18 protein-coding genes and 1 pseudogene are annotated in these 26,500 nt (G+C 43.0%); 12 read left to right on the top strand and 7 right to left on the bottom strand.

Annotated elements, in window-relative coordinates:
• Nucleotides 1-29 precede the first annotated feature (29 nt).
• On the top strand, nucleotides 30-1,322 hold the full coding sequence (locus RCH20_RS07625) for a translocation protein TolB (RefSeq protein WP_327193154.1): 1,293 nt from the start codon (nucleotides 30-32) through the stop codon (nucleotides 1,320-1,322).
• A 76-nt stretch (nucleotides 1,323-1,398) separates the two neighbouring features.
• Here the strand turns inward: RCH20_RS07625 and RCH20_RS07620 are convergent, their stop codons facing one another.
• The 3 genes from RCH20_RS07620 to RCH20_RS07610 form a co-directional block, all read right to left on the bottom strand.
• The gene (locus RCH20_RS07620) at nucleotides 1,399-2,052 is read right to left on the bottom strand and encodes a c-type cytochrome (RefSeq protein WP_209957724.1); all 654 of its coding nucleotides are present in this window, start codon (nucleotides 2,050-2,052) and stop codon (nucleotides 1,399-1,401) included.
• A 76-nt stretch (nucleotides 2,053-2,128) separates the two neighbouring features.
• Nucleotides 2,129-3,730: a flavin monoamine oxidase family protein gene (locus tag RCH20_RS07615; RefSeq protein WP_327193153.1), complete on the bottom strand. Its 1,602-nt coding sequence runs from the start codon at nucleotides 3,728-3,730 to the stop codon at nucleotides 2,129-2,131.
• A 78-nt stretch (nucleotides 3,731-3,808) separates the two neighbouring features.
• Entirely contained in the window at nucleotides 3,809-5,140 is a 1,332-nt protein-coding gene (locus RCH20_RS07610; RefSeq protein ID WP_209957739.1) for a c-type cytochrome, read from the bottom strand.
• A gap of 171 nt (nucleotides 5,141-5,311) precedes the next feature.
• Between RCH20_RS07610 and RCH20_RS07605 the strand changes: the two are divergent.
• Nucleotides 5,312-5,613, top strand: a pseudogene (locus tag RCH20_RS07605) (integrase core domain-containing protein); the annotation flags it as partial.
• Nucleotides 5,614-6,088: 475 nt separating this feature from the next.
• Here the strand turns inward: RCH20_RS07605 and RCH20_RS07600 are convergent.
• Entirely contained in the window at nucleotides 6,089-6,748 is a 660-nt protein-coding gene (locus tag RCH20_RS07600; RefSeq protein ID WP_327193152.1) for a flavodoxin family protein, read from the bottom strand.
• A gap of 842 nt (nucleotides 6,749-7,590) precedes the next feature.
• On the opposite strand from RCH20_RS07600, the gene RCH20_RS07595 reads away from it, so the two are divergent.
• Complete coding sequence (locus RCH20_RS07595) at nucleotides 7,591-8,823, top strand: YeeE/YedE family protein (protein ID WP_327193151.1); 1,233 nt, start codon at nucleotides 7,591-7,593, stop codon at nucleotides 8,821-8,823.
• 123 nt (nucleotides 8,824-8,946) lie between these two features.
• Here RCH20_RS07595 and RCH20_RS07590 read toward each other — a convergent pair whose 3' ends face one another.
• The gene (locus RCH20_RS07590; protein ID WP_327193150.1) at nucleotides 8,947-9,972 is read right to left on the bottom strand and encodes a polyphenol oxidase family protein; all 1,026 of its coding nucleotides are present in this window, start codon (nucleotides 9,970-9,972) and stop codon (nucleotides 8,947-8,949) included.
• 87 nt (nucleotides 9,973-10,059) lie between these two features.
• Entirely contained in the window at nucleotides 10,060-11,289 is a 1,230-nt protein-coding gene (locus tag RCH20_RS07585; RefSeq protein ID WP_327193149.1) for an RluA family pseudouridine synthase, read from the bottom strand.
• A gap of 763 nt (nucleotides 11,290-12,052) precedes the next feature.
• Between RCH20_RS07585 and RCH20_RS07580 the strand changes: the two genes are divergently transcribed.
• The 9 genes from RCH20_RS07580 to yfaE all read left to right on the top strand — a co-directional run bounded on the left by RCH20_RS07580 (nucleotide 12,053) and on the right by yfaE (nucleotide 24,844).
• Nucleotides 12,053-13,168, top strand: coding sequence for an outer membrane protein assembly factor BamD (locus RCH20_RS07580; RefSeq protein WP_327193148.1), 1,116 nt, complete (start codon nucleotides 12,053-12,055; stop codon nucleotides 13,166-13,168).
• Between the two features lie 300 nt (nucleotides 13,169-13,468).
• The gene (locus RCH20_RS07575; protein WP_327193147.1) at nucleotides 13,469-15,637 is read left to right on the top strand and encodes a DNA primase; all 2,169 of its coding nucleotides are present in this window, start codon (nucleotides 13,469-13,471) and stop codon (nucleotides 15,635-15,637) included.
• A gap of 708 nt (nucleotides 15,638-16,345) precedes the next feature.
• A complete protein-coding gene (gene rpoD, locus RCH20_RS07570) occupies nucleotides 16,346-18,226 on the top strand; it encodes an RNA polymerase sigma factor RpoD (RefSeq protein WP_209957752.1) in 1,881 nt (626 codons plus the stop codon).
• 254 nt (nucleotides 18,227-18,480) lie between these two features.
• Complete coding sequence (locus RCH20_RS07565; RefSeq protein ID WP_327193146.1) at nucleotides 18,481-18,840, top strand: YbeD family protein; 360 nt, start codon at nucleotides 18,481-18,483, stop codon at nucleotides 18,838-18,840.
• Between the two features lie 584 nt (nucleotides 18,841-19,424).
• Nucleotides 19,425-21,701 carry a class 1a ribonucleoside-diphosphate reductase subunit alpha gene (nrdA, locus tag RCH20_RS07560; RefSeq protein ID WP_327193145.1) on the top strand — a complete coding sequence of 759 codons (2,277 nt, stop codon included), beginning with the start codon at nucleotides 19,425-19,427 and terminating at the stop codon, nucleotides 21,699-21,701.
• A gap of 223 nt (nucleotides 21,702-21,924) precedes the next feature.
• Complete coding sequence (locus tag RCH20_RS07555) at nucleotides 21,925-22,482, top strand: hypothetical protein (protein ID WP_327193144.1); 558 nt, start codon at nucleotides 21,925-21,927, stop codon at nucleotides 22,480-22,482.
• A gap of 403 nt (nucleotides 22,483-22,885) precedes the next feature.
• The gene (locus RCH20_RS07550) at nucleotides 22,886-23,254 is read left to right on the top strand and encodes a hypothetical protein (protein WP_327193143.1); all 369 of its coding nucleotides are present in this window, start codon (nucleotides 22,886-22,888) and stop codon (nucleotides 23,252-23,254) included.
• A 79-nt stretch (nucleotides 23,255-23,333) separates the two neighbouring features.
• Entirely contained in the window at nucleotides 23,334-24,467 is a 1,134-nt protein-coding gene (gene nrdB, locus RCH20_RS07545) for a class Ia ribonucleoside-diphosphate reductase subunit beta (RefSeq protein WP_327193142.1), read from the top strand.
• A 110-nt stretch (nucleotides 24,468-24,577) separates the two neighbouring features.
• Complete coding sequence (gene yfaE, locus RCH20_RS07540; protein ID WP_209957765.1) at nucleotides 24,578-24,844, top strand: class I ribonucleotide reductase maintenance protein YfaE; 267 nt, start codon at nucleotides 24,578-24,580, stop codon at nucleotides 24,842-24,844.
• An 85-nt stretch (nucleotides 24,845-24,929) separates the two neighbouring features.
• On the opposite strand, the gene RCH20_RS07535 is transcribed toward yfaE, so the two are convergent.
• Nucleotides 24,930-26,258 carry a S1C family serine protease gene (locus tag RCH20_RS07535; protein WP_327193141.1) on the bottom strand — a complete coding sequence of 443 codons (1,329 nt, stop codon included), beginning with the start codon at nucleotides 26,256-26,258 and terminating at the stop codon, nucleotides 24,930-24,932.
• Nucleotides 26,259-26,500 lie beyond the last annotated feature (242 nt).

Genomic DNA, 26,500 nt, shown 5'->3' with positions numbered 1-26,500 from the left:
TTACACCATTTTAGGAGTTCAATTTGGTCATGCGTACCCATAAAAAACTATTGATTACTTTACTTGCCAGCACCTCAAGTCTGTTAACCGCTCCTAGTTTATTCGCAGCACCTGTGGTGTTAGAATTGGATTATGAGATTCCGGTACAACAAAACCAAGTCGCCTTTGTGCCTTTTGCGGGTGATTCGATATTGTCAGCCATTGTCCTAAGCGACTTGAGCCGGACTGAACTTAAAGTCACTAGCAAAAATCTGCCACAGCAGCCTCGTACTAGTAGTGAGCTGGCTGGTACGTTACCAGTCTGGCAAAATATGGGCATTCCCTATCTAGTCATCGGTAGTACTCGTACTAATCGCGGTAAGATCGTTATTGATTATGAAGTGATTGATGTTAAGTCAGGGCAAGTTATAGAGGGCAAGCAAAGCTTATCGTCAGATAAAGACCCGCAAAGTATGCGTTATGCCGGTCACGTTATCGCCGATAAAGTTTATGAGCTTATCACTGGAACTCCAGGTGACTTCTCAGGGCGCATTGCTTATATTGAGGAGATTGGCCGCGGTAAAGATAAAGTCTCACGATTAAAAGTTATGGATGCTGACGGTGAAAATGCCAGTACCATCACTGAAGTTAAAGGCTCTATATTTTCGCCAGCTTGGTCGCCCGATGCCAACCGGATCGCTTACGCTGTACAACGTGAAAAATCACATCCGGTTATTTATGTACAGAATATCAGTGGTGGCAGTGCCCGTGTATTGACCCCTTTTCCGGGCAGTAATTTGAGCCCTTCATTCTCACCCGATGGTAGCAGAATATTATTCTCTAGCAGTTTTGAGGGCAGCTCTGATATTTATGAGATAAGTGCCAACGGCGGCCAGCCTAGACGAATTATCAATTGGCCAAGCAGTGAGGTGCAACCAAGCTACGCGCCTGATGGCAAATCTTTTGTGTTTGTCTCTGATAAAACGGGATTTAATAAACCACAAATTTACCGCTATGAGTTCGGCTCAGGACGCACCACTAAAGTGTCTAACAGCGGCTATGCGACCAGCCCACAGTTTAGTGTTGATGGCACGCAAATCGCTTTTTTAAATGGCCGTTCAGCCGCGATTATGAATAGCAGCGGTACAGTAACTGCCAATCTGGGCAACACCGGTATTGATGAAGCACCTAGCTTTTCACCCAATGGCAAACGTGTGGTCTACGCCTCAACCCAGGGCGGCAAAGGCATTCTCACTATTAAGTCTCTCAACGGTGGAGAATCGTTCGGTAAATCAGGTCAAGGGACTCTCCGCTCACCAGTGTGGTCCGCCAGTCCTAAATAAATAACACCAGCACAACTATAGTTACGTTTTTTATATTTAGTGCAATGATTAACGGTTTATTTATCACGCGTTAAGGCTATTCACTCGGATCAGAACCGGGCGGGAAGTCATGGCGCAGCTGAGCGACATCAGCAGCAGTGACTGTATCGGTAAAATTATTAAGGTCACTTTGCACATATTGCGTGACCGCCGCGATTTGTTGATCAGTCATCATGCTGTGAAATGAGGGCATACCACGAAGACCATTGATCACCACGCTGATAATGTAGTATTTAGATTGCATCTTACTGTTGTCAGCTAGCGGCGGATAATAGCCAGCGCCTTGTGCGCCTTCGCCTTTTTGCATATGGCAGCCCGCACAGGAGTCGTCGTAGAGCTTTTTACCATTGGTAGTAAAGAATCCGGTTTTACCTTCTAAACTACCTTCAAATTTTGCTAGCCACTGCTGTAGATTTACATCCTCTGACATTTTTGGTAGCGAGCTAACATCAACGATATTGGCTCGCGGCGATCTAAGTTCTTCTTTAGACATATAGACTGCACCCCACGCGCCATTATTGCGGCTGGCTTGATTATCAAATACCACTTGCGCTGCTTGTAGATTAGCAAGGGTGGCTGCTGTATGAGCGGTTTGGTCTTTGTTATAGCGACTACAGCCTGATAGCGCAACGGTTCCTCCGACACTCAACATCATTACCACAGTAAGCAGGTTTGGTTTGATCATATTCATGATTACCTCTGAGTTCATTATTATTACTAACGACTGTCCCTACTTAATCATTACAGCTAATTGATAGCTGTTGCTACTAGCCCAGCTTTTTTGCTTTTTGATGTAAGCGCTGGGCTGCATCCATTCCTGACAAAATAGCCCCTTCTTGCCATGCAGGAATGTGCGAGCAGTGCTCACCTGCCAGTACAATCCGGTGATCAATAGCACATAGGGTATCGTAATATTGATCGCGGCTTGATTCACTCCAAAGGCCATAGCACCCCAGTGACCAGGGAATACGATGCCATGCCACGGAAGTACCGGCACGGAACTCTTTGGTATATTGCGGATGAATATATTTGCCATACTCTAGTGCCGCACTAATGCGCTCTTTTGGACTTAGCGTATTAAATTTATAAGAGGCTTCTCCAAACCCATACGCGCCAAGTAGCACCCCTGAACCGCTGGTGAACATATCGTGTGAGGGATAAGAAATTTGAGAGATGGGCATATCGGTATAGCTAATGCCCCCATAAATCCATTCGTCTTCTTCCCAAAACCGACGTTTAAACTCCAAGCCCACTTTATAAGAAGTATCATAAGGCACAGCCGCCATTGCTTGCTTCATTGGCGCTGAAACGTTGATGTCAATTTGGGTTAAGACTGATAATGGAATATTACAGACACACCAGTCCGCGCGAATGGTTTTGGATGCGCTATCTGGATTAGTGCTATCGACATAATCAACAGTCACGCCGCTATCGTCTTGATAGATCTTAGTAACTTTAGCATTGAACTCAATCATGTCACGGCACTCACGGGTGAACGCATCACCGATTTTGCCCATACCACCGACCGGCTGGAACATCGCCGGTTGGTGATCGTAGATGGTATAGTTGGCATAAATATCTGACCACATGCCCGAATCTAATAATTTATTCATTGGTATCGGTGTTGAAGGTTTGGCATCAGGCATCAGCCCGCCACCTGGATAGACACTATAGCCGCGATGCTTACTGGTATCATGGCTTTTGGTATAGCGATAGTTATTATCAAGCACACCCCAACCTTTTAAACCTTCTAACAGTTTTTCTTTGTCTTCTTTATTCACGGTACTATCAAGGCTGCCTACGTTAACCGCTTTGGACAATAACTCTGAAACATAACCACGTACGTCACTTTGCACTTCACCTAAGCGCTGCGGTGCGCCATTAAAATGATTGATACGGTGTAAGTAGGCACGGTCGTTGGTTTGTATAAATGGCTGTAACGCTACCCCAAACTTCTTACAATAATGAAATACCGCATAGTGATGAACCGGTAGTCGCCATGGTCCACCATTGAAATAATTACCTTTTTCAAAGTCGCAGGTCACTTCTCCGCCACCCAGCTCAGTGTATTTATCACCACTATTCAAGGTCCAACTGCGCCCACCACCACGATTTTGAAACTCAAGAACGGTTACTTTATAGCCCGCTTTACGCAGCTCATAAGCAGCAGTGAGACCACCTAACCCTGCGCCAAGAACAACAATACTGGCACCAGCAGGAGCTCCTTTTAAGTCCATTTCTTTTTTAAAGCTAGACTCCGAAGCAAACCCAAGCGTAGTCATCGCTTGATACATCGCCGTTGCCCCTGCGGTCTTACCGATCATCGCGAGTAACTGTCTTCGTGTGGGCGATTGAAATAGATCGTTCATTTTATTGTCCTTGTAAGAGCGCACTCATCCATGACCGCAGATAGTGATTTTTTTCATAACTATAATTAATATTCAGACTTACTTTAGTAGGCGTTTGACATCGGTGGCACTGACCTCGCTACGGCTATGACCGCCGAAAGTGACACGGACGTAATTGCTGATACTGGCAATCTGCGCATCACTTAACTCTTTAGAAAAGCCAGGCATTTTAGGCGCGGTATTTAAAGCCCCTTTGGCACCATAAGCAATAACATTAATCAGTGCATCAGGTTTATCACGGCGTATGCTACTCAATCCTACGATAGATGCATAACGAGCATCTGGCTGCGCGTAACCATCTGCCCCATGACAGCTGGCGCAAGCGGCAAGGTACAGCGCTTTTGGTGACGTATTGGCATTAGTATCAGTACCAACCCTAGCATTCACTTTTTCCTGCGCTAAATAGTCTTTTTGTTCGATTAGATTATAGGTAATAGAATGGCTCGACGGCTGAGGCAAGCGCGATATGTCTACCGGAATCATCTTATCGTCCGTTTTTATGATGGGTACGGCCTTTAGATAAGAAGCCATTGCACTCAAGTCTTCGTCTGTTAAATAACGAGTGCTGTGAGCGACGGCTTCAGCCATCGGCCCGCCAGCATAAGCGCGCTGATACAATGTTCCAGTACGCAGATAAGTGACGATATCTTGCTCGCTCCAGCGACCAATACCACTCTCATCATCAGGAGTGATGTTGGGCGCATACCACTTACCGAGCGGCGCACCAGATAAATATTTATCCTTATTGAGCCCCTGAGTGAGGTTGCGCGGAGTATGACAAGTACCGCAATGTTCTAAGTTATTAACCAGATACTCACCGCGCTGCTGCGTTTGGGTGAGGCCTGAGCGATTTTCGGTAGCAGGTACATTTATAATATTCCAAGCCAGCATTAAACTGCGTATATTTAAGGGAAACGGCAACTTAGTCGTACGCTCGGGCGGGATCTCAACGGCAGGTACAGTCTGAAAATAAGCAAATAATGCGCTAACATCCTCATCTTTCATACCATGATAGGACGGATATGGCATCGCAGGATAAATCTGATGATTAGGAGTACGGCCCTTCTGCAAGACTTTTTTTAAGTCAGCTTCGGTATAATTACCGATACCATAACGCTGAGAAGGGGTAATATTAGTCGAATAAATGGTGCCAATGGGGGTTTCAATCGCTACACCACCGCTATAGTCTTCACGGTGACAGGCCATACAGTCAGCAGTACGGGCAATATAAGCCCCACGATTGGCCAAATCACTGTTGGCTGGGCTTACATTGGGTAAACTGATAGCTAGTAGGCTAACACCATCAGCCATTACAGCACTAGAAACCATACTAAGCACCAGTGCTGACAACATCATAGAAATTGGCTTCATAATATCCTTATACCGCTAGCGAATGACCTTGAACACTCTTTACTAAAATAAAACTTTTTGATCAAGATTGCTTGTTTAATTATTCGTAGTGCACGTTTTTTTACAAAAGTTACAGTAAGAAATAAGCAGGTTAATTGATATTGACTGATGAGCATCCTCAAACAAGCCGAACAAGGCATTACTCTTAATTGTATTGAACCTGGTAATCCACAACAAAATGCTTATGTTGAACGCTATAATAGAACGATGCGTTATGATTGGCTAAACCAAGAGTTGTTTACTAATTTAGATCAAGTCCGTCAAGAAGCTGAAGCTTGGCTATATAGTCAGTTCAAAATAAAATAGATACATTTGTGTCAGCGCACTACTGTGTCGTTTTTAAATTGGATTTACTATATCACTACCATCATGAGCGCCCTAATATGAGCAATGGCGATTTTACGCCAATACAGAAACTAAACCACGCCGCTTAATTCTATTTGATTAGTGTCTTATAGTTGGGATAATTACCGTATCACCTCTGTAATCAATAGCGGCGCCCTATTGATTAATACCGAGTTTTGTATATGATGTGACTTGATTTATGGTCGGTTTTTATTATTAGTAATAGTCCACTGAGAATAACTATGAAGACATTTGCTTGTACGTTTATATTCACACTGATGACCTTCCTTACAGGCTGCCAAGCGTTGTTTCAGTTTTTTGACAGCCCTATTCCAGTAAACTCTACTGAACATCACAGCAAATAGCTTAATATTACCTCAAGACCTAAAACGGCATAAAGCTTAACATTACTCAAGCTTGTCTATAAATTTGCTGTTGAAAAATGTTGATGATCGAAACCAATAAATAAATAGTGTTTAGAAAAACAAAAAAAAGCAGATATCAATATTGATATCTGCTTTTTTATTTACTCAATTTTTATTGGCTATTTGTTTTGACGCACGCTTACTTTGCTTGTACTGATTTTGCTTGTACTGATTTTGCTGGTTCTGATCCTGTTGGCTGATGCTTGATGATAGTCTTTGCTAAATGATCGCCAAACCAAATGGCAGTATCAATATCGCCTTTGCCAGGTGTTTCTTCAGGGGGCGCATTAATGGATTGGGTCATTAATCCCAAAAAGCTAGACAGTCGATTTAAATCATTCACTTCGTGCCCTGTAGGCATCAGTGGCATGCCAACCCAATTCATACCATGCTGCATCGCAAATATACAAATTTGCTGTAATACGGCAAGTTTGTCACCACTTAACCCACCTGAATTGGCAAAACCTGCTGCCCACTTTCCTTCCCATTCTCTGTGATACCAACGCTTCGAGGTCTCATCCATAAAAGTTTTAAATGCGGCTGGCGCACTACCCATATATACGGCACTACCAAAAACCAGCAGATCTGCTGCGTCGACAAAGTCCCAATCTACATCATGAATATCTATCGCCCTTACCTGGGATTGTGGTAGTTGTTGACGTGCCCCTACGACTACCGCTTCAGCGACGCGCCTAGTATGGCCATAGCTACTATGATAAATAACTGCTATTGATACACTAGGCTTGCTAGTAGAAAGTTGCGAAGACGTTGATAAAGAAGGCGCTACAGTTGTATTCATACGAACTCTAATAATAGGTAATAAGTGTTTGATTTAATAACAAAAATTAATAGGTTAAAACCTGCTGGATACGATTGGCATCCGTAATAAGCAAGCTGCGCACAATAATCAATGCCATAAGTCAGATTGCTGGCTGCTGTGAATAAACCTGACACCCATAGGGATAATAACTCTGACTATTATAGCTGCATTGACAAAGAATATCAGTACAGGTGGTAATACCGGCATCGGTTAACTGATATGCGGCAGACAGTGACAAATTCAACCTTATTTTAACAGCTGCATTTTTATTAACGCTGAATTTATTAGGTCATGCTGTTTATTGGTACACACTGTAGCGAAATTTAATAGATTATCAGCAGTGCTTATTTGTGGACGTGCAACACGCCCTAGTATTAGAAAAAATAAAAAATCCTATTAAAATCATTAATATGTGCTTCCGCCATTCGCCAACAATGCTGCCAACAAATTAGTCCCTGTAGAATCTCTGTTATTCCATATAATCATATGTTGATTCTCATTCTTCTAGTGTCTCTATGTTTACTTCAATGACAATAAGATTATGATGGTGCAATTAGCCATTCAACATTTTCAAGAGATCTAGTATGGTATAGCCGCATTTTCGCTTTTTACAGTGCGTTTTTCTTGCCGCTATTGACACCATTGACGCTTGCCGTTACGGAAAAAGCTATAACATGATGACCTTTTACTATTGGCTTTTTGATCATTAACCCACTCGAAAAAACAACTTAAGTATTCCGATATATTATAGAAATTGATTCCAGCGAACTGCGTTGGAAAGGGACGTTATTACATTGACTACGATTACTAGAGTTCAACCTGTGAACGATACAAAAGGTCCGATTGTCACAGACAGTTTGGCATTAAATGCACCGCAAAAAATATTAATAGCAGGCGGCGCCATTGCTGGCCTGATACTACTGATTTATTTACTCGATACCCAGCATGTTTCTCAATCGCTGCTGCTGGGAATCGGTTTGCTGCTAGGTTATACCCTGTTCCATGCTCGTTTTGGTTTTACCTCTGCCTTCAGGCGTATAATGTCAGTAGGGAATGGGCAGGCTATGCGTTCTCATATGCTAATGCTAGCGGTCGCCGTCACATTGTTTGCGCCAATCTTGGCTTACGGCGCCACATTTTTTGGCGGGCCGCTCGCAGGCTATGTCGCACCAGTGGGCGTCAGCCTCATAGTAGGGTCTTTCATGTTCGGCATCGGTATGCAGCTTGGTGGCGGTTGTGCTTCCGGTACGCTTTATGCTCTGGGCGGTGGGCGTTCTGTCATGTTCGTGACGTTTATTTTCTTTATAATTGGCGCCACCATTGGTGCTTATCATTTGCCATTTTGGACCGAAGAGATGCCAGCGTTTGAACCCTACTCACTTGCTACGTCGACTAATCTTGGCTACAGCGGTGCTTGGCTTTTGTCTTTGGCATTTTTCGGTTTAATCGCTTGGGTAACCTTGGTTGTTGAAAAGAAAACAAAGGCCCCTAAAATGGCGCCGGTACCTTCTACAAGCGGATGGAAGCGAATTTTACGTGGCTCTTGGCCACTATTTGCGGCAGCGATTGTGTTAGCCCTGCTTAACGCACTGACTTTGATGACCCGTGGCCAGCCTTGGGGCATCACTTCTGCGTTTGCATTATGGGGCTCTAAAATTGCTAGAACCTTAGGGGTCGATGTGACTAATTGGGGCTATTGGCAAGGGGCTAATGCTGCGGCGCTTGATGTTTCTATCTTTGCAGACTCGACCACGGTATTGAATATCGGTATAATTCTTGGTGCCTTTATCGCTTCAGCTGCTGGCGGACTATTCAAGTTCACCCAGGTTACTGCGGGCAATTTCGCCGCTTCAGTTATTGGTGGCTTGATGATGGGCTATGGTGCACGCCTTGCATTCGGCTGCAACATCGGTGCTTATTTCGGTGGTATTGCCTCGTTCAGCTTGCACGGTTATGTCTGGGGCATACTCGCACTAGCGGGCACTTTATTGGCTTTATACTTACGTCCCTTATTCGGACTATCGGTGCCAAAATCGAACGATTCTGTCTGCTGATACAGACTAATGGCTGCTATTAGTTATCAACCATCATTAAATAATTGTTCAGTGTCCATCAATAAAAAGAGATAGCCGGCTAAAAACCTGCTATCTCTTTTTGCTATACGTCATAGATAAATATTAAACCGATAAACTACGCACGATGATTAAGGCCATACGTCCAGTTGCTGGCTGCTGTAAATGAGTCTGACGCCGATAAGAATAATAATGGCGATCAGCATAACTACAACCCACTGGTAAATCAGTGCACACTATAATACCTGCAGATACTAATTGGTCATGAGCCAGCTTGGGTAAGTTTAGCTTTATCTTATCCGCGCCTACTGGAGTGTGAACGGATGGGTTATCGACGGTCTTATCTACGCACTCGGTATTGGTAGCCAAATTATTAACAGTATTAGGATAATCGCTAGTATCAGCAGCTATACAGTAGATCTGAGCAAAATTATCAATGCTAGCTTGTGTTAATGATTGATTTTCTACGCAACCCGCTAACAGCCGATCAGCAACATGATTGCCGACTTCATAATGCACCGGACTGATACTGACACCAATCCATGCCATAACCTGCCCTTTGGCCATAAAGCGCTCAACCGTTGCCTTAATGACACCGCAAGCTAACCCTTGCCAGCCGGCGTGAATGGCTGCTATTTGTCCACTTGCAGGTTGATATAAGACGATAGGCACACAATCAGCAGTCATAATCGCTAGCCCTAAGTCGGCTTGCTGGCTAATCATCGCGTCAGCATCTACTAGATGCATGCTAAATGACGCACTATCGACGTCATAAACTTGCTTGCCATGAACCTGATTGACCCAGTGCAAGCTAGTGATAGGTGAGCGCTGTTGTTTTAATGGTTGAGCACTTAGTTGTTCATTAATTGCCGCCAGCAAGCGCATCCGATTGGTCAATACCTGCGCGGCATCGTCATTGACATGTAAGCCCAAATTTAACTCACCATAGCTCGCTCGTCCTAACTGACACAGTTGCTGATTTTTTTGTTCATTGCTTTTAATATCAGTACTTTCGATATCAGCATGTTCAAAGTCAGCATATTCGAAATCAGCGTTCTCATAAGCCGCGGTTTGAAAAATAGCCACGTCATCAAACTGCGCCAATAATGTAATCGGAGGCTTAGTAGTCATGGCTTATTTATCATCGCTCAGTCATCACTTTTGGTTCGTCGCAGCTTATTTAATAGATTTTTTTAGTGGCTTTTCTTATTAATTCTCTTAGTAACTTTTATACGGTGCTTTTTCTTCAGGGTAATAGCCGTCACTTAATACGGTCATTAACTTTTGCATATCTTCAGGAATAGGCGTCGTTACTTTAATGTCTTCACCGGTAGTGGGATGAACAAAACCTAAGGCATAAGCGTGCAAGGCTTGGCGCGGGAAGTTACTGATTATATTACGCTGCTGTTCTGTCAATCCAGCACGCAATTGGCGACGACCACCATAGACCCGATCGCCGACGATTGGGTAAGTAATGTGACTCAAATGCACGCGAATTTGATGGGTACGACCAGTTTCAAGCCCAACATCCAATAGCGTATAGTTGTCATTAAGTGCGGTAACCTCTAATAGATGCGTGACGGCCTCTCGCCCAGCAGTCATCACTGTCATTTTGGTACGTTGGTTACGATGACGACCAATCGGCGCGTCAATACGTCGATGACGCATTAGGCTCGCTTGATCCCCGGCTACCACACATTGATAATGACGATAGACTGACTTATCTTTGAGCTGCGCCATCAATGCCATCTGGGCCGGTTTGGTTTTACCGATAAGTAACAGTCCTGAGGTGTCTTTATCAATACGATGTACCAGACCTGCCCGTGGCAAATGATGCTGTTGTGGATAATGATATAGCAACGCATTGACTAGCGTGCCCGTCTGGTTACCAGCACCTGGATGCACCACCATACCTACTGGTTTATTAATAACCAATACCGCATCATCTTCATAAACCACATCGATAGCTATATTTTCCGGCTGATCTTCACTGTGCTGCTGCAAGGTGGTGGACAGATGCAACACGTCTGCAGCCTTGACCCGGTACTTTGGCTTTTGCTCAATGCCGTTACACAGTAAGCTACCGTCGCTAACCCAGCCTTGTAACTGGGCACGCGAAAAGTCCGTAAAAGCTAGCGAAGCAAGTTTATCAATGCGTAGGCCAGCTTCATCTTCAGAGGCCGTATAAGTCACATCGATTATTTCTAGCACAGCTTGTCTAGCTAGCGGTGCCTCATCGCCTTGATCATCATCGTCATCGTCATCGTCGAGTGAATCAGTATCAAGTACATCATCTAGTGACTTGTTGTCGTCATCATTATCATCTTCTGACGATACCTGACCACCATCACGTGGTTCACTGTTATTTGGTAGCTCATCTTGCGTGGTTAGATCGTTATCTAGCAACTGACTGGGCGTTAAATTTGTGGTCATAGCTTCATTATTCATAGCAGATTCATATAGGGCAAAGTCACCAAGGTGAGCTTTATAAGAAAACAGAAAGGCAATCAGCTGGCCATCAAAAATTAAAATAGCCAAAAAAAAGCGAGTTTAGTGTTGCTATAGTGTACCATGCCAAAAGCACAAGCCCTATAGTAGCTAACAGTTATCTGTCATTTGATACTCATCATTGAGCACACTAATAATCCACTATTAACTCTCTATAATATGACGTTATGGTAATTTACTGTATCTTGGCTAGTACGGACGACCATGGTCATCGCTTATTAAAACAGTCAGTACTAGGTGCTGACCAAATACTATATCGTCTGTATCAATTGATAATATCTCAACAGACAACCGCCTAGATAGAGTCAATTAGAGCGGTTGAAGACCGTTGTCATTTAGAACAATAAGTATAAAACCTTATCTCACTCTAAAATTTGCTGCACCCTAGTGCAGATAACTACAAAACGGATAACGAAAAAATAGACCCGTCTCGAGTTATTCTATAAATTAATCGAGATTTTGCTGTATGCTATGGCACTGTGTCTAATCAGAAATCATTTAAAGTTCTATTTAATTATAGTCACGCCCGAGCAACTATGGTCACATCTAGGCACCGTTAGGTTTAATCGTAGACAAACTTAATGATAGACTCTTTACTGTTGCCGTAATCAATTGTTGCCGTAATCATCGCCTTTTGATCATTAACCTGTTATATAGTGTGATAGCACCATTGCTATTATGCGTCTTGTGTCGGAGAAGAAGTATGCGCCCTGTTGGCAACACGTTTATCAAACTATCCTCAGTAACCCTGCTTGCATTAAGTGTGAACTTGGTGGGCTGTCAAACTTTTAAAAATTTGACCAGTAAGGATGTGGATGCAGTCGAAACTGCTGAGAAGTCAGAACAAGCCTACTATAATGACGCCATTACCCAGATTGATAAAGGTCGCTATACGCAAGCTATTGAAGATTTGACCAATCTGCGTACCTTTTATCCTACCGGAATATACGCTGAACAAGCATTGCTCGATATCATGTATGCCCAATTCGAAAGTGGCAGCTATGAGACTACGGCAGGCAGTGCTGAGCAGTTTATTAGCCTATATCCGTCTAACCCGCAAGTCAGCTACGCTTACTACGTGCGCGGTGTCGCCAATATGCAAGGCGCATCTGACGGCATCCAAATATTCAAAATGAATCAAGCCGAACGTGATACTGCTTATCTGCGGATCGCCTTTGCTAACTTTCAAGAGCTTATCAATAAATACCCTAACAGCCCTTATGCACCAGATTCTGCCCAGCGCATGCTATTTATTTATAATCAGTTTGCCCAAAGTGAGCTGACAGCAGCTCGCTGGTATATTGAGCGTGAGGCGCATGTGGCTGCTGCCAATCGTGCTAAATGGGTATTTCAATACTATCCACTAAGCGAGTCAGTACCGGAAGCTATTGCTATTCTTGCTTATAGCCATGATAAATTAGGGCTGACGGACTTAGCAAAAGACTATAAGACGCTGCTACAAATTAACTATCCAGAATTGCTTACCAATGACGGACGCGTCAAGCTTACTACCAAAAGTGACCGCACCTGGTTGAATAAATTGACTTTTGGTCAGCTTGGACGTGCCAGCATACAAAACACCTCAATTGCTGAGGGTCAATATAATGGCGCTACCAAAACCCAAATGATTCGTAATGCAAATCAGCTCAGATTGCCTACCGACGATGCTACTGCTGCCGATACTGCCATTATCAGTAGCACACCAGCCCGCTCTAGCGGAATCAAGGTAGGTTTAGGTCTGCCTGATAGCGCCACTGAACAAGTCTCTGGCCAAGGTAGTTCTAGCGCTGCTGCTAAAGAAGCTGCTGTCGAGCCATAAAATATCAATATAAATGACGATAGCTGAGCGTTGATGTTAGGAACTATTAACTGAAACAGTTAATAAAAAATGCCTTAACTGATAAAATCTGAAGAATAAAAAAGATATTAAAAAAATAAGGTCAACGACCCCGTTGGCCTTATTTTTCTGTCTTTGTGCTACCGTTTTTTATACGACAATCTTTTTACTTAAAAGCCACCTTGCTTGAGAGCCACTTTAATAAACAATCTCTTTGTTCAAAAGCCACTACCCTACAATCACCGCACTATGATCACAGCCATATGGTAAAATATTTCTTCCATGAGCATTCCAAACCATATTCTCGAGCAATTAAATAGCCAAGCTGACCTGATCAGCATTATTGGGCGTCATACTACGCTCAAACGCGCCGGTGGCGAGTATAAAGGCTGCTGTCCATTTCATGGGGAAAAGTCGCCATCATTTTATGTCAATCCACAAAAAAATATCTACCACTGCTTTGGTTGTAGTGTCGGTGGTAACGCCATCAGCTTTTTGCGCGATTATGAGAACCTCACCTTTATCGAAGCAGTTAATGAGCTGTCAAAGCAAACCGGTATCGAAGTACCACAAGAAGAACAACAGAATGTTAGCTATCAGCGTAGCAAACCTAAACCTATCGCCAAACCACAACACCAGACGCCCAAGCCGTCGTTCAATAACTCGACGACCCAGCAACTGTCGTCAGTAGATAACCCATCGTCAGCAACTGCCCCACCTGATAGTAGTAACGATGGCAGTATTGATAACGATAATATTAATACTGCTAACGAGTACTCTGACCAGTATGACTATGAAAATAGTGGCAGGTATGATGGCTTACCACCCAATATTCCTTATGACAATGATTATAATAGCGCAGAGTATAATACAGAACCACCCGCTTGGCTGACAGGTGACGATGGGTTTGTAGGCTCAGATATAGACCATGCGTCCGCTGATAAAGACGGCAATTTATATGAGTTATTGACCCAGATTCAGCAGTTTTATCAGCATAATTTAACCACCCATCCCCATGCTCAGCATTATTTTGCCGCACGTGGTATCACTGAACAGAGCTTAGATATTTTTGGGTTGGGTTATGCCCCATTCGGCTGGCAGCATCTTGAACATCAATTCCCACAAGATATCGAAGGACTCAAGGCACTGGGGTTAGTCCGTAGTTCAGAATCGGGGCGTGATTATGATTTATTGCGCGATCGGGTTATCTTTCCGATTCGTGACAATCAAGGTCGTATCATTGGCTTTGGGGGTCGTGCACTCGATGATGAGGTAAAGCCCAAGTATATTAATTCATCAGACTCACCAGTTTTTCATAAGCAGCACGTGCTATATGGCTACTACGAATCACGCCAGCAGCGGGCAAACCGCTGGCTAGTGGTCGAAGGCTACATGGATGTCATCGCCCTACACCAAGCCGGTATCTATGGTGCCATTGCCTCAATGGGCACGGCTATTAATGAAGCTCAAATATCACGCCTATTGACCTTAAACCCTACATTAACCTTGAGCTTCGATGGTGATAGCGCGGGACAAAAAGCGGCTTGGCGTACGCTTGAAGTCAGTCTACCAGTGCTCGGCGACGATAAAGAGCTGCGGTTTTTGACCCTACCAAATAATCATGATCCCGATACTTTTATTAAAAGTCATGGCGCAGAGGCTATGCACGAGCAAATTGCAACGGCGATGCCGCTATCGCAGTATATTTTTGCCTATCTAAGTGAGCGCCATGACTTAACATTAGCAGAAGGTAAAGCGAAGCTGATGTCGCAAGTGCGTACGCTAACCGCTTTATTGCCCAAAGGCAGTAGCTTTCGTTACCTGCTCAACAACGACATTTATCAAAAGCTGGGCGGTAAGCGTAGCCAGAATATTGAGGCAAAGGATGCGCTACTAGACTTCGATGGTGATATGACCATCAGCCAGCAATTACAGCTGTGTTTTTTGTTTCAGCCGCGTGCCCTGATTGATGATCCTATAGAGTCCATTTGGCAACAGACCGGTATTGATGGTTTGAATCTGCCCGCACATATCAAGCAAAAGGCCTCCTCTGATGCATTGCGACCCTTGGCTTGGGAAGATTTACAAGATGCTGCCTTATTGGATGTCGTTAGTACTATTAAGCGCTGTCTGGCTTATTTGCCGACCGATGCCAACGCCGCCGCACATTTTATTTTATCTAATCTAAACCCGTTAACTCAAGAAGCGCTTAGCCGTAATTGGGGATCCTTTTATAAAACCCTGATCACTAGAAATATTTTAAGCCTTGATGAGCAGATTGAAAACTTAGTGAGTCAACTCTTAGAGCGCAATATGAAGAAAAAAATACAAGAGTTGGTAAAAAATCCTGATCATATCAAGGCCACTATCGTACGCATTCAGGCGCAGCTATTAAGCAACTGGTTACGTGCCCAGCAAGCGGAACAATCAGCGCAAATGATTAGTATCTAATACAGGCAGTATTATAAATGGTCGTGGCTACGACGATTCAATGGGCCTAAATCAGCGATTTCAGCAGCTTATAAATAGTGAAGTCAACGAATCTCACTTAAGTATTGGCGTATTTACCCGGTCGTTAGGCAAAAAAAATAGCCAGTTTGCTTTGAATTTATTTTATTAATCGTAAAAACTGACCGTCGATATTAATTTTTTAAGCTCAACTTTTTGTTTATAATATGCTCGCTCTTTAAATTAAGGCCTGCTGACCCCATTATTTATGATTATGGCCAGCAATCGATAGCAGCTTATTGCTAAAATATTATAAAAGGTCGTCAGCGACATTGTGCTTGCTTACTAAGGTCTGTGTTAAACTGTGCCGCTATTATATTTACGGTCCTATTTCTGTTGTTTAACGACAGGTTGTTAAGTGAATTTTTAGCACTAAGTAAGGTTTGAGCAAGCATATTGACATAACCGTACTGAACCTTATTATTATTATTTTAAATTTTTTAGGTTTGAACTTTTTAGGCTTTTAACTTTTAGCCATTTTTGAGTATTTTTATTGTATTTTTTTGAATTCTAATTCATATCAATTCATTTTTGTTGTTATTGACTACGCCTACGCTTTTTTGTGATCAATCTTTTGATTAGATCAGCGCCCTGAACAAGCAGTAGCCCGTCATATCACGAAAATGTCCGACGCAAACAAAGTGAGTATTTATGAACGATAAGTCAGTTTCTAAGTCCACATCTCAGCTGGCCACCTTGATCCAAATGGGTAAAGAGCAAGGATATTTGACCTATGCTGAGGTGAATGACCAACTCCCCGACTCCATTACCGAAAGCGATCAGATCGAAGATATTATCCAAATGCTAACGGATGTTGGTATTAAAATCTTTGAGTCTGCGCCTGATGCTGATGATATCTTGATGAATGACGATTCAAGTGATGACGAGTCAGCAGCTGACGAAGCAGCGGCAGTATTAGCTGCTGTTGAGACTGAGCCTGGTCGCACCACTGATCCTGTCCGTATGTATATGCGTGAGATGGGTACAGTGGACTTGCTGACCCGCGAAGGTGAGATTGCCATTGCTAAGCGTATCGAAGAAGGTATTCGTGACGTTCAGCATGCGATGTCTTATTGGCCAGGAACGGTGCAATATGTACTGGACGAATATCAGCGCGTATTAGATGGTGATAAGAAGCTCTCTGACGTTATCACTGGTTTTTTAGATCCTGAAACTGATGCTGAGACCGCCGCCGCAAAAGAAGAAAAAATCATGGTCATCAAGTCAAAAGCCAAAGCGAAAGCTGAGCGCGAAGATGACGAAGATGGTGAAGACGGTGAAGCTACTGAAGATGATGACGCCGAAGAAGAAACCGGCGGTATTGATCCAGAAGAAGTGCGGGTACGTTTAGAAGAGATTGAAGGCCTATTCATTGCAGCCAAACAAGCCTTGCTAGATTTCGGTCGGGGTAGCGTACAAGCCAATGAAGCTTACGAACAGCTTGCCATGCGCTTCATGATGCTCAAGCTTAACAACCGCTTGTCAGATCAAGTAATGGCCATCATGCATGATGTGTATGATGATGTGCGTAAACAAGAGCGTCAAATCATGCGCTTGGTTATTCGCCGTGGCCGTATGCCGCGTGAAGAGTTCCGTAAGACTTTTCCAAGTAATGAGACCAACGTTGATTGGCTCACTGAACGTCTAGCTGGTAAGCCGGCGTTTGCTGGGACCTTAGAAAAAGTCACCGATGATGTTATTCTTTTACAACGTGCCATCCGTGATTACGAGCACAAGCTCGATATGACCATTCAAGAAATGAAAGATGTGGCACGCCGCATGGCAATCGGTGAAGCCAAGGCTCGCCGCGCCAAGAAAGAAATGGTTGAAGCTAACCTACGTCTAGTTATCTCTATTGCTAAGAAGTATACCAACCGTGGTTTACAGTTCTTAGATTTAATTCAAGAAGGTAACATTGGTCTGATGAAAGCGGTTGATAAATTTGAATATCGTCGTGGTTATAAGTTCTCAACCTATGCCACTTGGTGGATTCGTCAGGCCATTACTCGCTCTATCGCTGACCAAGCGCGCACCATCCGTATTCCAGTGCATATGATTGAGACGATTAACAAGATTAACCGTGTTTCTCGCCAGCTACTCCAAGAGATGGGACGCGAGCCAACGCCTGAGGAATTAGGCGAACGCTTAGAGATGGACGAAGTTAAAGTCCGCAAAGTGCTCAAAATCGCTAAAGAGCCAATCTCTATGGAAACCCCTATCGGTGATGACGAAGATTCACACCTAGGCGACTTCATTGAAGATCAGACCATCTCTAGCCCAGTCGATGATGCTACCTCAGCTGGCCTACGTGAAGCGACTCGTGATGTGCTTAGCAATCTAACTGAACGTGAAGCACGTGTGCTAAAAATGCGTTTTGGTATCGATATGCCCACCGATCATACTTTGGAGGAAGTCGGTAAGCAGTTCGATGTGACTCGTGAGCGTATTCGTCAGATCGAAGCCAAAGCCTTACGTAAATTACGTCATCCATCACGCTCTGAGCATCTTCGCTCATTCCTTGAAAATGACTAATTTTTGAAAGTGATTGGTTTTTGAAAGTGATTGGTTTTTGAAAATGAGTGCTTCTTTAAAGGCACAAGCTAATCCCTTATAAAGGGTTTAGCTTTTAAGCATAGCACCAGATATAGACCTAATAGCTGAGCGAGTCTCAGCTTTTTTGTGGCCTGTCGATAAGTGTGCTGAACAGCACCGCCAGGCTATACTGTTGAATAATAGCCATTGAATAACCATTATTAAATAAGACAATCAAAAATAAGGACTCTATAATGAGCGATAATCAACAAGATCCAAAAAAAGAAGTCACTGTCTCTAATCTGTCATTAGAGAATGACAAGATCAAAGGTAAAAAAACTGATATCCAGAATCCTGAACTCTGGGATTTTCCTATGGATTATCCGTTAAGTATTATCGGTCATGAAGGTGAGCACGACAGCTTACTTAATGAAGTTAAGCTGATTCTTGGTAGCCAATTCCCTGATTTTGATTTGGCTTCTATTAAGGTTAAACCGTCCAAAACCGGCCGTTTTCACTCGGCACGGGTTAATCTATACATGACCTCAGCTGAACAGGTCAACACCCTATATGCGGCGCTTGATAATGCCAAAACCGTACGCATGGCACTGTAAGATTATTGCGACCCACCACATGTAGTACGTAAAAACCTAGCGGTAATAATAATCACAATCGTCACTCATATGAGTGGCGATTTTTGCTCGTCTCAGGTACAATCGTCAGCGCAATTATGGCCGCTACCCTAGTAATTTCTACAAGAATTTTTGTAGCATGGCCGACCTAAAATAATAAATAGTTTTTACAAAAATTTTATTATTTCTAGTAATCTCAGCTAGCCCTTACTCCATCGCCCTTTGCTAAAATATAAGCACGCCACAACCTCGTAGCAACATAGTTTACTCCTAAAATCAATATAGCTTTTTCAAAATATTCCCGCTATATTGTGCCTATCTACTAACACAAACGCTATATGTAGTGCTCAATGATTTTATCATCACTATGAGCGTTGCTATTCTTTTGCCTGAAAAAAGCTGAGTTAGCCTGATAGAAACTGACGCATAGTAGTAATTAGCGGTAGTAAGCAACAGTGATAAATAACAATAGTCAGTCACAATGATAAGCAACAATACAATAAATAAATGGCTAGCCGATTTAGCCATATAACGAACAATATTAGCAATCAACAATAGAGGTTAGCATGACACATATCGATAGCATTCAAGTCACCAAACGTGATGGACGTCTCGAACCAATTGATTTAGATAAAATTCATAAAGTCATCGAGTGGGCCGCTCACAAGTTAGATAATGTGTCAGTATCACAAGTTGAGCTAAAGTCGCACATTCAGTTCTATGAAGGTATCAAAACTCGTGATATTCATGAAACTATTATTAAGTCTGCCGCTGATTTAATTTCTGAAACCACGCCTGATTATCAATATTTAGCGGCACGTTTGGCGATCTTTCACTTACGTAAAATCGCTTACAATAGATTTACCCCACCCTCTTTGTTTGATCATGTACAAAAGCTCACTGACGCTGGCAAATACGATCAACATATCCTAGCCGATTACAGCCTTGCCGAATTTGATGAGCTAAATGACTATATCGATCATTGGCGCGATATGAATCTTGCCTATGCTGCTGTTGAGCAAATGGCTGGTAAATATCTGGTACAAGACCGTGTCAGCAAGACCGTTTATGAGAGCCCGCAGTTCTTATATATGTTAGTCGGTATGTGCTTATTTAGCAGCTATGATAAATCAGAGCGTCTAGACTTTGTGAAGCGCTTTTATGATGCTACCTCACAATTTAAAATCTCTCTACCAACACCGATTATGTCAGGCGTACGTACCCCATCACGTCAGTTTAGCTCATGCGTGCTAATTGAGTGCGGTGATAACCTGGACTCCATCAACGCGACCACTAGCGCCATCGTGCGTTATGTATCACAGCGTGCTGGCATCGGCATCAATGCTGGTCGTATCCGCGCCCTTGGTAGCCCTATTCGCGGCGGTGAAGCGCAACATACTGGCTGTGTACCCTTCTATAAGCTATTCCAAACCGCTGTCAAATGCTGCTCACAAGGCGGTGTTCGTGGCGGTGCTGCAACCTTATTCTATCCATTATGGCATTTAGAAGTAGAGTCGCTGCTAGTCCTCAAAAATAACCGTGGCGTTGAAGACAACCGTGTTCGTCATATGGATTATGGCGTACAGATTAACAAGACCCTATATAGCCGTCTGATTAAAGGCCAAGATATTAGCTTATTTTCGCCATCTGATGTGCCAGGCTTATACGACGCCTTCTTTGGAGATCAAGACAAATTCGAAGAATTGTATACTAAGTACGAGCAAGATGACTCCATCCGTAGCCGTCAAATCCCAGCGTCTGAGCTGTTCAGCCTAATGATGCAAGAGCGTGCTAGCACCGGTCGTATCTACATTCAAAACGTCGATCATTGCAATACTCATAGTCCATTTGATGCCAGCGTTGCGCCTATCCGCCAATCAAATCTATGTATGGAAATTGCGCTACCGACTAAGCCCCTCGATAACATTAATGACGAAGAAGGCGAGATTGCCCTATGTACACTATCTGCGGTTAACTTAGGTAAAGTTGAGCATGTCAGCGATATCGAAGAGCCTGCTGAGCTGATTGTACGGGCACTGGATGCCTTGCTCGATTATCAAGACTATCCGGTCAAAGCCGCTGAAAATGGCAGCATGCGTCGCCGTACATTAGGTGTGGGCGTGATTAACTATGCCTATTATCTTGCGAAAAATGGCGTGCGCTATTCAGATGGCTCAGCATTGGGTCTGACTCATCAAACCTTTGAAGCGCTACAATATTATTTATTGAAAGCCTCAAATAAATTGGCCAAAGAGCAAGGTGCCTGCCCTGCCTTTAATGAGACCACTTATTCACAAGGTATCTTGCCGATTGATACCTATAAGAAAGACTTGGATAAAATCTGTCAAGAGCCACTACATCTCGATTGGGAAACCCTACGTACTGACATCACCACGCATGGTCTGCGTAACTCGACCCTAACTGCCTTGATGCCGTCTGAAACTTCTAGTCAGATTGCCAATGCGACTAACGGTATTGAGCCACCACGCGGTCTGGTGTCTATTAAAGCGTCGAAAGATGGCATCTTGAAACAAGTGGTGCCAGAAATTGAGAAGCTTAGAGGTCAGTATGAGCTATTGTGGCAAATGCCCAACAATGATGGTTACTTAAAGCTAGTCGCCATCATGCAAAAGTTTGTTGATCAAAGTATCTCAGCCAATACTAACTATGACCCAACTCACTTTGAAGGGGGTCGTGTGCCTATGAAGGTCTTGCTCAAAGACTTATTGACTGCCTATAAGCTGGGTGTAAAAACTTTGTATTATCACAATACTCGTGATGGCGCGAACGATGCCCAAGCAGATATGGAAGATGATTGTGCTGGTGGGGCTTGTAAGATTTGAGAACCGTTAAAAAATTGCGCTGCTAGAAAATTATAAATTTTCTCTTGCGTCGGGACGAAGCAATGCTTTGCTTTATCCTTCCTCAAGGATCACAAGAAAAATTCTTTAAATAGAATTTCCGACGGATGGCGGGTTTGGCTTTTGAAGCTGACCTCGCTTTCCGTTAATTTCGGTGTTAGAGCATATCTAAATATTAATGGCCTTCAGATCAGGGTATATTTTCATGAAGAAAACTCAGAACTTGTTCTTTATGATTTTTGGCTTATTAATAGTTATGTTTATAATCGCAGTTATAGCTTATGTACTAAAGTTTGTTATTGATATCTTTTTGCAGGCTGATGTTACTGTAGTAGCCGCCTTAGTCGCAGCTTCAGGCACAATTATGGCGACAGCCTTTACAGTAGTTGTTGGACAAATGATTAGTAAAAATAGAGAAATTGAAGAAGCTCATCGTGCATTTAAAACAGAGATGTACTCGAAATTTATTAATTTTACTATAGATTATGTATTTTCGCAGACTAGAGAAGATATGGAATCTATAAGCCAACAAGAACTTGAAAAATATTTTATAAAGCTCTCTAAAGATTTTACTTTATGGGCATCACCAGAAGTCATAAAAGCATGGTCTAAATTCCGAAGCCAAGCCGGAGATAGTGATAGCTCTGATACATTATCTAATATTGATAACGTATATAAAGCAATGAGAAAAGATTTAGGTAATAGCAAATCTGGTTTACAAAACAAAGCGTTGGTAAAATTATATCTTAATAACTCTGTTTAAATAAGAAGGTGTACGCTAGATTTTAACTCATTTGCCGCAGGGTAGATTAGCCAAAGTGTAACCTACCAAATGATTAAGAGAAATTAGAATTGTTGATTTACGTTTTACTGTCATTCTCTATAATAATTTGGTAAAACTAATCCATCCTACGTCTAACATTGAAAAACTTAACGCAGATACAGTCAGCGTAAGGTGCGTCCCACGCACTTATAACGTATAAAACCTAAATTCATACAAGCGATAAGAGCATTACTAGACATAGAAAATAGGACGAGAAAACTCACTTATATAGCTACTCTTTTATTGAACCGTACATGAAACGCACCATATCAAGTAAAACACTGTGGCTTTATCGCTACAATTGAAAATCACACAAAGAATAAAAACGACGGAGGTCATAGACGTGCAATATACCGCAATCATCAAAGACGGTGGTCTATTTATCCCTAACGTATTTTCAGACCTAAACGATGGTCGCTCATACATTGCACAAGTGGAAGTAGACATCGAAGACGTTCGTAAGCAATTAAACTCAAGCGAAGAACCAAAAAAAGCAGCAATAAAAGAAGCAACAAAAGAACCTAAGAAACAATTGAAGAAACAGACGCCAAAGCAACCATCGAAAGAACCTCAAGACCTTAGCCTAGGTACACTTCAAAAGAGTGATATCGATGAATTAGAAGCATTGGATGATATAGAGCTAAGCGAAATGCTCAAAGCTTATATGAATGATGGACAAGTACCAGTACAAATATCTTTAGAGAACTTATAGTAGAAAGCCTATAGCGCGTTTTTACAACTATTTTCAAAATTTTAGACTAATAATCTGTACAACATAAAAAGGCAAGACCATGACTTACTCAATCTTTAACCAAACGCCCAACAACGCTATGAAAGAACCGATGTTTTTTGGTCAGCCCGTCAATATTGCCCGCTATGATCAACAAAAGCATCCTATCTTTGAGCAGTTGATTGAAAAGCAATTGTCGTTCTTTTGGCGTCCAGAAGAAGTCGACGTGTCAAAAGACCGTATGGACTTTGGCAACCTATCCTCGCATGAGCAGCATATATTTTTGAGTAACCTGAAGTACCAGACCCTACTCGACTCTATCCAAGGTCGTAGCCCAAACGTGGTGCTACTCCCGTTGGTCTCCATTCCTGAGCTTGAGACCTGGATTGAGACTTGGTCATTTTCAGAGACCATTCACTCGCGCAGCTATACCCATATCATTCGTAACATCGTCAATGACCCAAGCCTAGTGTTTGATGACATCATGACCAATGAGCATATCTTAGAGCGCGCCTCTGATATCGCCCAGTACTATGACGAGCTATATCACAACTCGCAGATTTACAGCTTGTTCGGCGCAGGCACGCATACTATTAATGACAAAGAAGTGACGGTTGATTTGACCTCCCTAAAAAAGCAGCTATATCTGTGCATCATGGCGGTTAACGTCCTTGAAGCGATTCGCTTTTATGTGTCGTTTGCCTGCTCGTTCGCCTTTGCTGAACGTAAGCTGATGGAAGGCAATGCCAAAATAATCAAGCTAATTGCTCGTGATGAAGCCTTACATTTGACTGGTACACAGCATATGCTGAACCTAATGCGCAATGGTAAAGACGATCCAGAAATGGTACAGATTGCCAATGAGTGCTATGAGCAAAGCATCGAGATATTCCGCAAGGCCGCTGAGCAAGAAAAAGAATGGGCCAGCTATTTATTTAAAGATGGCTCAATGATTGGCCTGAATAAAGATATTTTATGCCAATATATTGAATACATCACCAACTTGCGTATGGAAGCGGTTGGCCTACCATCAGCATTCCCAAATTCTAAATCGAACCCCATTCCATGGATCAATACCTGGCTGTCCTCTGATAATGTTCAGGTCGCGCCACAAGAAACTGAAATCAGTTCATATTTAGTCGGTCAGATTGATTCAGATTTATCAAATAATGATTTTGATGACTTTGAGCTATAGAGAATGGTAGCCAGCTGAGTAAAAGTTTAGCTTGGTGTCTCATTAACAATGAATAAGGTCGATTGACAAACAGATAGCATACGACAGGACTAATCGCGATAGGATCAACTATGACATGGGTAATGACTAGTAAACAGCAGTTCTACTTACATGACGATGAGAGCCTACTAGATGGGCTGCTGCGGACTGGTCATGAGGTTAACTACCAATGTAAGGAAGGCTATTGTGGCAGTTGCCGTATACGCCGGATTGCAGGCTCACATCCGGTCGATTATCCGTTTGCACCACTGGCTATGATTGAGGACGATGAGATCCTAGCTTGTTGTTGCCGGGTACAAGGCGTTATTTATATCGAGCATGAGTTTATTAAAGACTAATTTGTAGAACCGTTATCAGCAGCCATAAAAAAGCGCGTTATCTTAATCAAGATAGCGCGCTTTTTTTTATGACTTACTATGAGCTCTACTGCTGCTGAGTAGCGGCGTCATTTTCGAACAGCTGTAGCAATTCTTCACGCATACGTAACCGTTCTTCTTCAGACATCATCGGTCCGTCTTGATCGCCACCATGATAACTTGGCTGACCATTTAAGCTGCTCTTATCGATGGTAGTTGGTGGCTCAACTGTCTCTTGCTGTGGGCGTTCGGCTAGCATAATTTTGGCTTGCTTGTTTTTGCCGTCACGCAATATCTGCGTGTTGAGCTCAGTACGGATGGGTTTGCGAGCCACATATTGTATCAGAGTATTGGCATCAGTCATCTCAATACCATCAATGGTTAGGATCACATCACCGGCCTTTAGGCCACTTTTTGCCGCTGGGCCTTTATCGATAACTTTGAGTACTTCCACACCCGTTGAGGTTTCAAGACGGGTCGGATCTTGTAGCTGTGACTGGATTTCAATCCCTAGCCAGCCCCGAGTCACACGACCATCTTTAATCAGCGCGTTCATTACCTGTTCCACTAAAGCCGTTGGAATGGCAAAGCCGATACCCATCGAGCCACCAGAACGTGAAAATATAACAGTATTAATCCCCACTAGCTCACCACGAGCATCAACTAGCGCGCCGCCTGAGTTACCTGGATTAATAGCGGCATCCGTTTGAATGAAATCTTCAAATTTATTCACCCCAAGCCCAGTACGACCGGTCGCTGAGATAATCCCTTGAGTCACCGTTTGCCCCACGCCAAATGGATTACCAATCGCTAATGCTAAATCACCCACGCGAATAGGAATTTCACGAAAACCAAGCGGTGTTAGCCCAGTCATGTCTACCTTAATGACGGCTAAATCACTGTCAGGATCGGTACCAATGAGTGTGGCACGACTTTTACGACCATCGTTGAAGGCGACAGTAATTTCATCCGCTTTTTCTATGACATGAGCATTAGTGACAATATAGCCATCCTTTGACACTATGACTCCAGAGCCTAAATTGGTAGGACCTTGTCCTTGCGGACCCTCATTATGAAACTCAAAAAAGCGGCGCAAGACCGGATCATCCATATAGGGATGCTCTTCCATCACTTGAGTCGTGTAGATATTTACCACCGACTGCGAGGCACGGGCAACTGCATTGTGATAAGAAGAGATAGGTGCTGGGGTGTCAGACACTGAAGCGGATGCTTGTTGCTCAACAGCCGTGGTTCTTGGTGGCTCCCATTTGGCCTCTGACGGGGTCTTCATACTCGCAAACAACCAGACAAAAGCTGCAATAACTATCAGCAATAAGGCCCAAGGTAGCCATTTTAAGAAACCGGCCTTGTTATTGGTGTTCAGGGATGACGACATATAGAAAAACCTCTATGTATTTGATACAGACGTACAGCGTCTGAGACTCTCAGACCAACAATATTTCGTCTGTAAATTATAACTGGCAACAAGGTTAAATTGTAACGGATCGTGTACCGTTTCAGTTAGTATGCTTGTCAGAATTTTTTCAGCAGTATGATAAAATAACTGTCATCCATATTATATGCTTTTATTGACAGCAAGTACTTAGCTAATACGAAATATTAGTAAGTTACAATAAC

The organism is Psychrobacter sp. PL15 (genome assembly GCF_035984995.1).
Lineage (GTDB): Bacteria > Pseudomonadota > Gammaproteobacteria > Pseudomonadales > Moraxellaceae > Psychrobacter.
The sequence above is the reverse complement of the archived record's forward strand: the minus strand, read 5'-3'. Positions and strand labels throughout refer to the sequence as shown.

Excerpts from the sequence above, each read along its gene's own strand:
- RCH20_RS07580 (WP_327193148.1), top strand. The coding sequence starts at position 12,053 with ATGCGCCCTGTTGGCAACACGTTTATCAAACTATCCTCAGTAACCCTG.
- RCH20_RS07620 (WP_209957724.1), bottom strand. The coding sequence starts at position 2,052 with ATGAATATGATCAAACCAAACCTGCTTACTGTGGTAATGATGTTGAGT.
- RCH20_RS07555 (WP_327193144.1), top strand. The coding sequence starts at position 21,925 with ATGAAGAAAACTCAGAACTTGTTCTTTATGATTTTTGGCTTATTAATA.
- RCH20_RS07585 (WP_327193149.1), bottom strand. The coding sequence starts at position 11,289 with ATGAATAATGAAGCTATGACCACAAATTTAACGCCCAGTCAGTTGCTA.
- nrdA (WP_327193145.1), top strand. The coding sequence starts at position 19,425 with ATGACACATATCGATAGCATTCAAGTCACCAAACGTGATGGACGTCTC.
- RCH20_RS07590 (WP_327193150.1), bottom strand. The coding sequence starts at position 9,972 with ATGACTACTAAGCCTCCGATTACATTATTGGCGCAGTTTGATGACGTG.
- nrdB (WP_327193142.1), top strand. The coding sequence starts at position 23,334 with ATGACTTACTCAATCTTTAACCAAACGCCCAACAACGCTATGAAAGAA.
- RCH20_RS07625 (WP_327193154.1), top strand. The coding sequence starts at position 30 with ATGCGTACCCATAAAAAACTATTGATTACTTTACTTGCCAGCACCTCA.
- RCH20_RS07615 (WP_327193153.1), bottom strand. The coding sequence starts at position 3,730 with ATGAACGATCTATTTCAATCGCCCACACGAAGACAGTTACTCGCGATG.
- yfaE (WP_209957765.1), top strand. The coding sequence starts at position 24,578 with ATGACATGGGTAATGACTAGTAAACAGCAGTTCTACTTACATGACGAT.
- RCH20_RS07600 (WP_327193152.1), bottom strand. The coding sequence starts at position 6,748 with ATGAATACAACTGTAGCGCCTTCTTTATCAACGTCTTCGCAACTTTCT.
- RCH20_RS07535 (WP_327193141.1), bottom strand. The coding sequence starts at position 26,258 with ATGTCGTCATCCCTGAACACCAATAACAAGGCCGGTTTCTTAAAATGG.
- RCH20_RS07575 (WP_327193147.1), top strand. The coding sequence starts at position 13,469 with ATGAGCATTCCAAACCATATTCTCGAGCAATTAAATAGCCAAGCTGAC.
- RCH20_RS07565 (WP_327193146.1), top strand. The coding sequence starts at position 18,481 with ATGAGCGATAATCAACAAGATCCAAAAAAAGAAGTCACTGTCTCTAAT.
- rpoD (WP_209957752.1), top strand. The coding sequence starts at position 16,346 with ATGAACGATAAGTCAGTTTCTAAGTCCACATCTCAGCTGGCCACCTTG.
- RCH20_RS07610 (WP_209957739.1), bottom strand. The coding sequence starts at position 5,140 with ATGAAGCCAATTTCTATGATGTTGTCAGCACTGGTGCTTAGTATGGTT.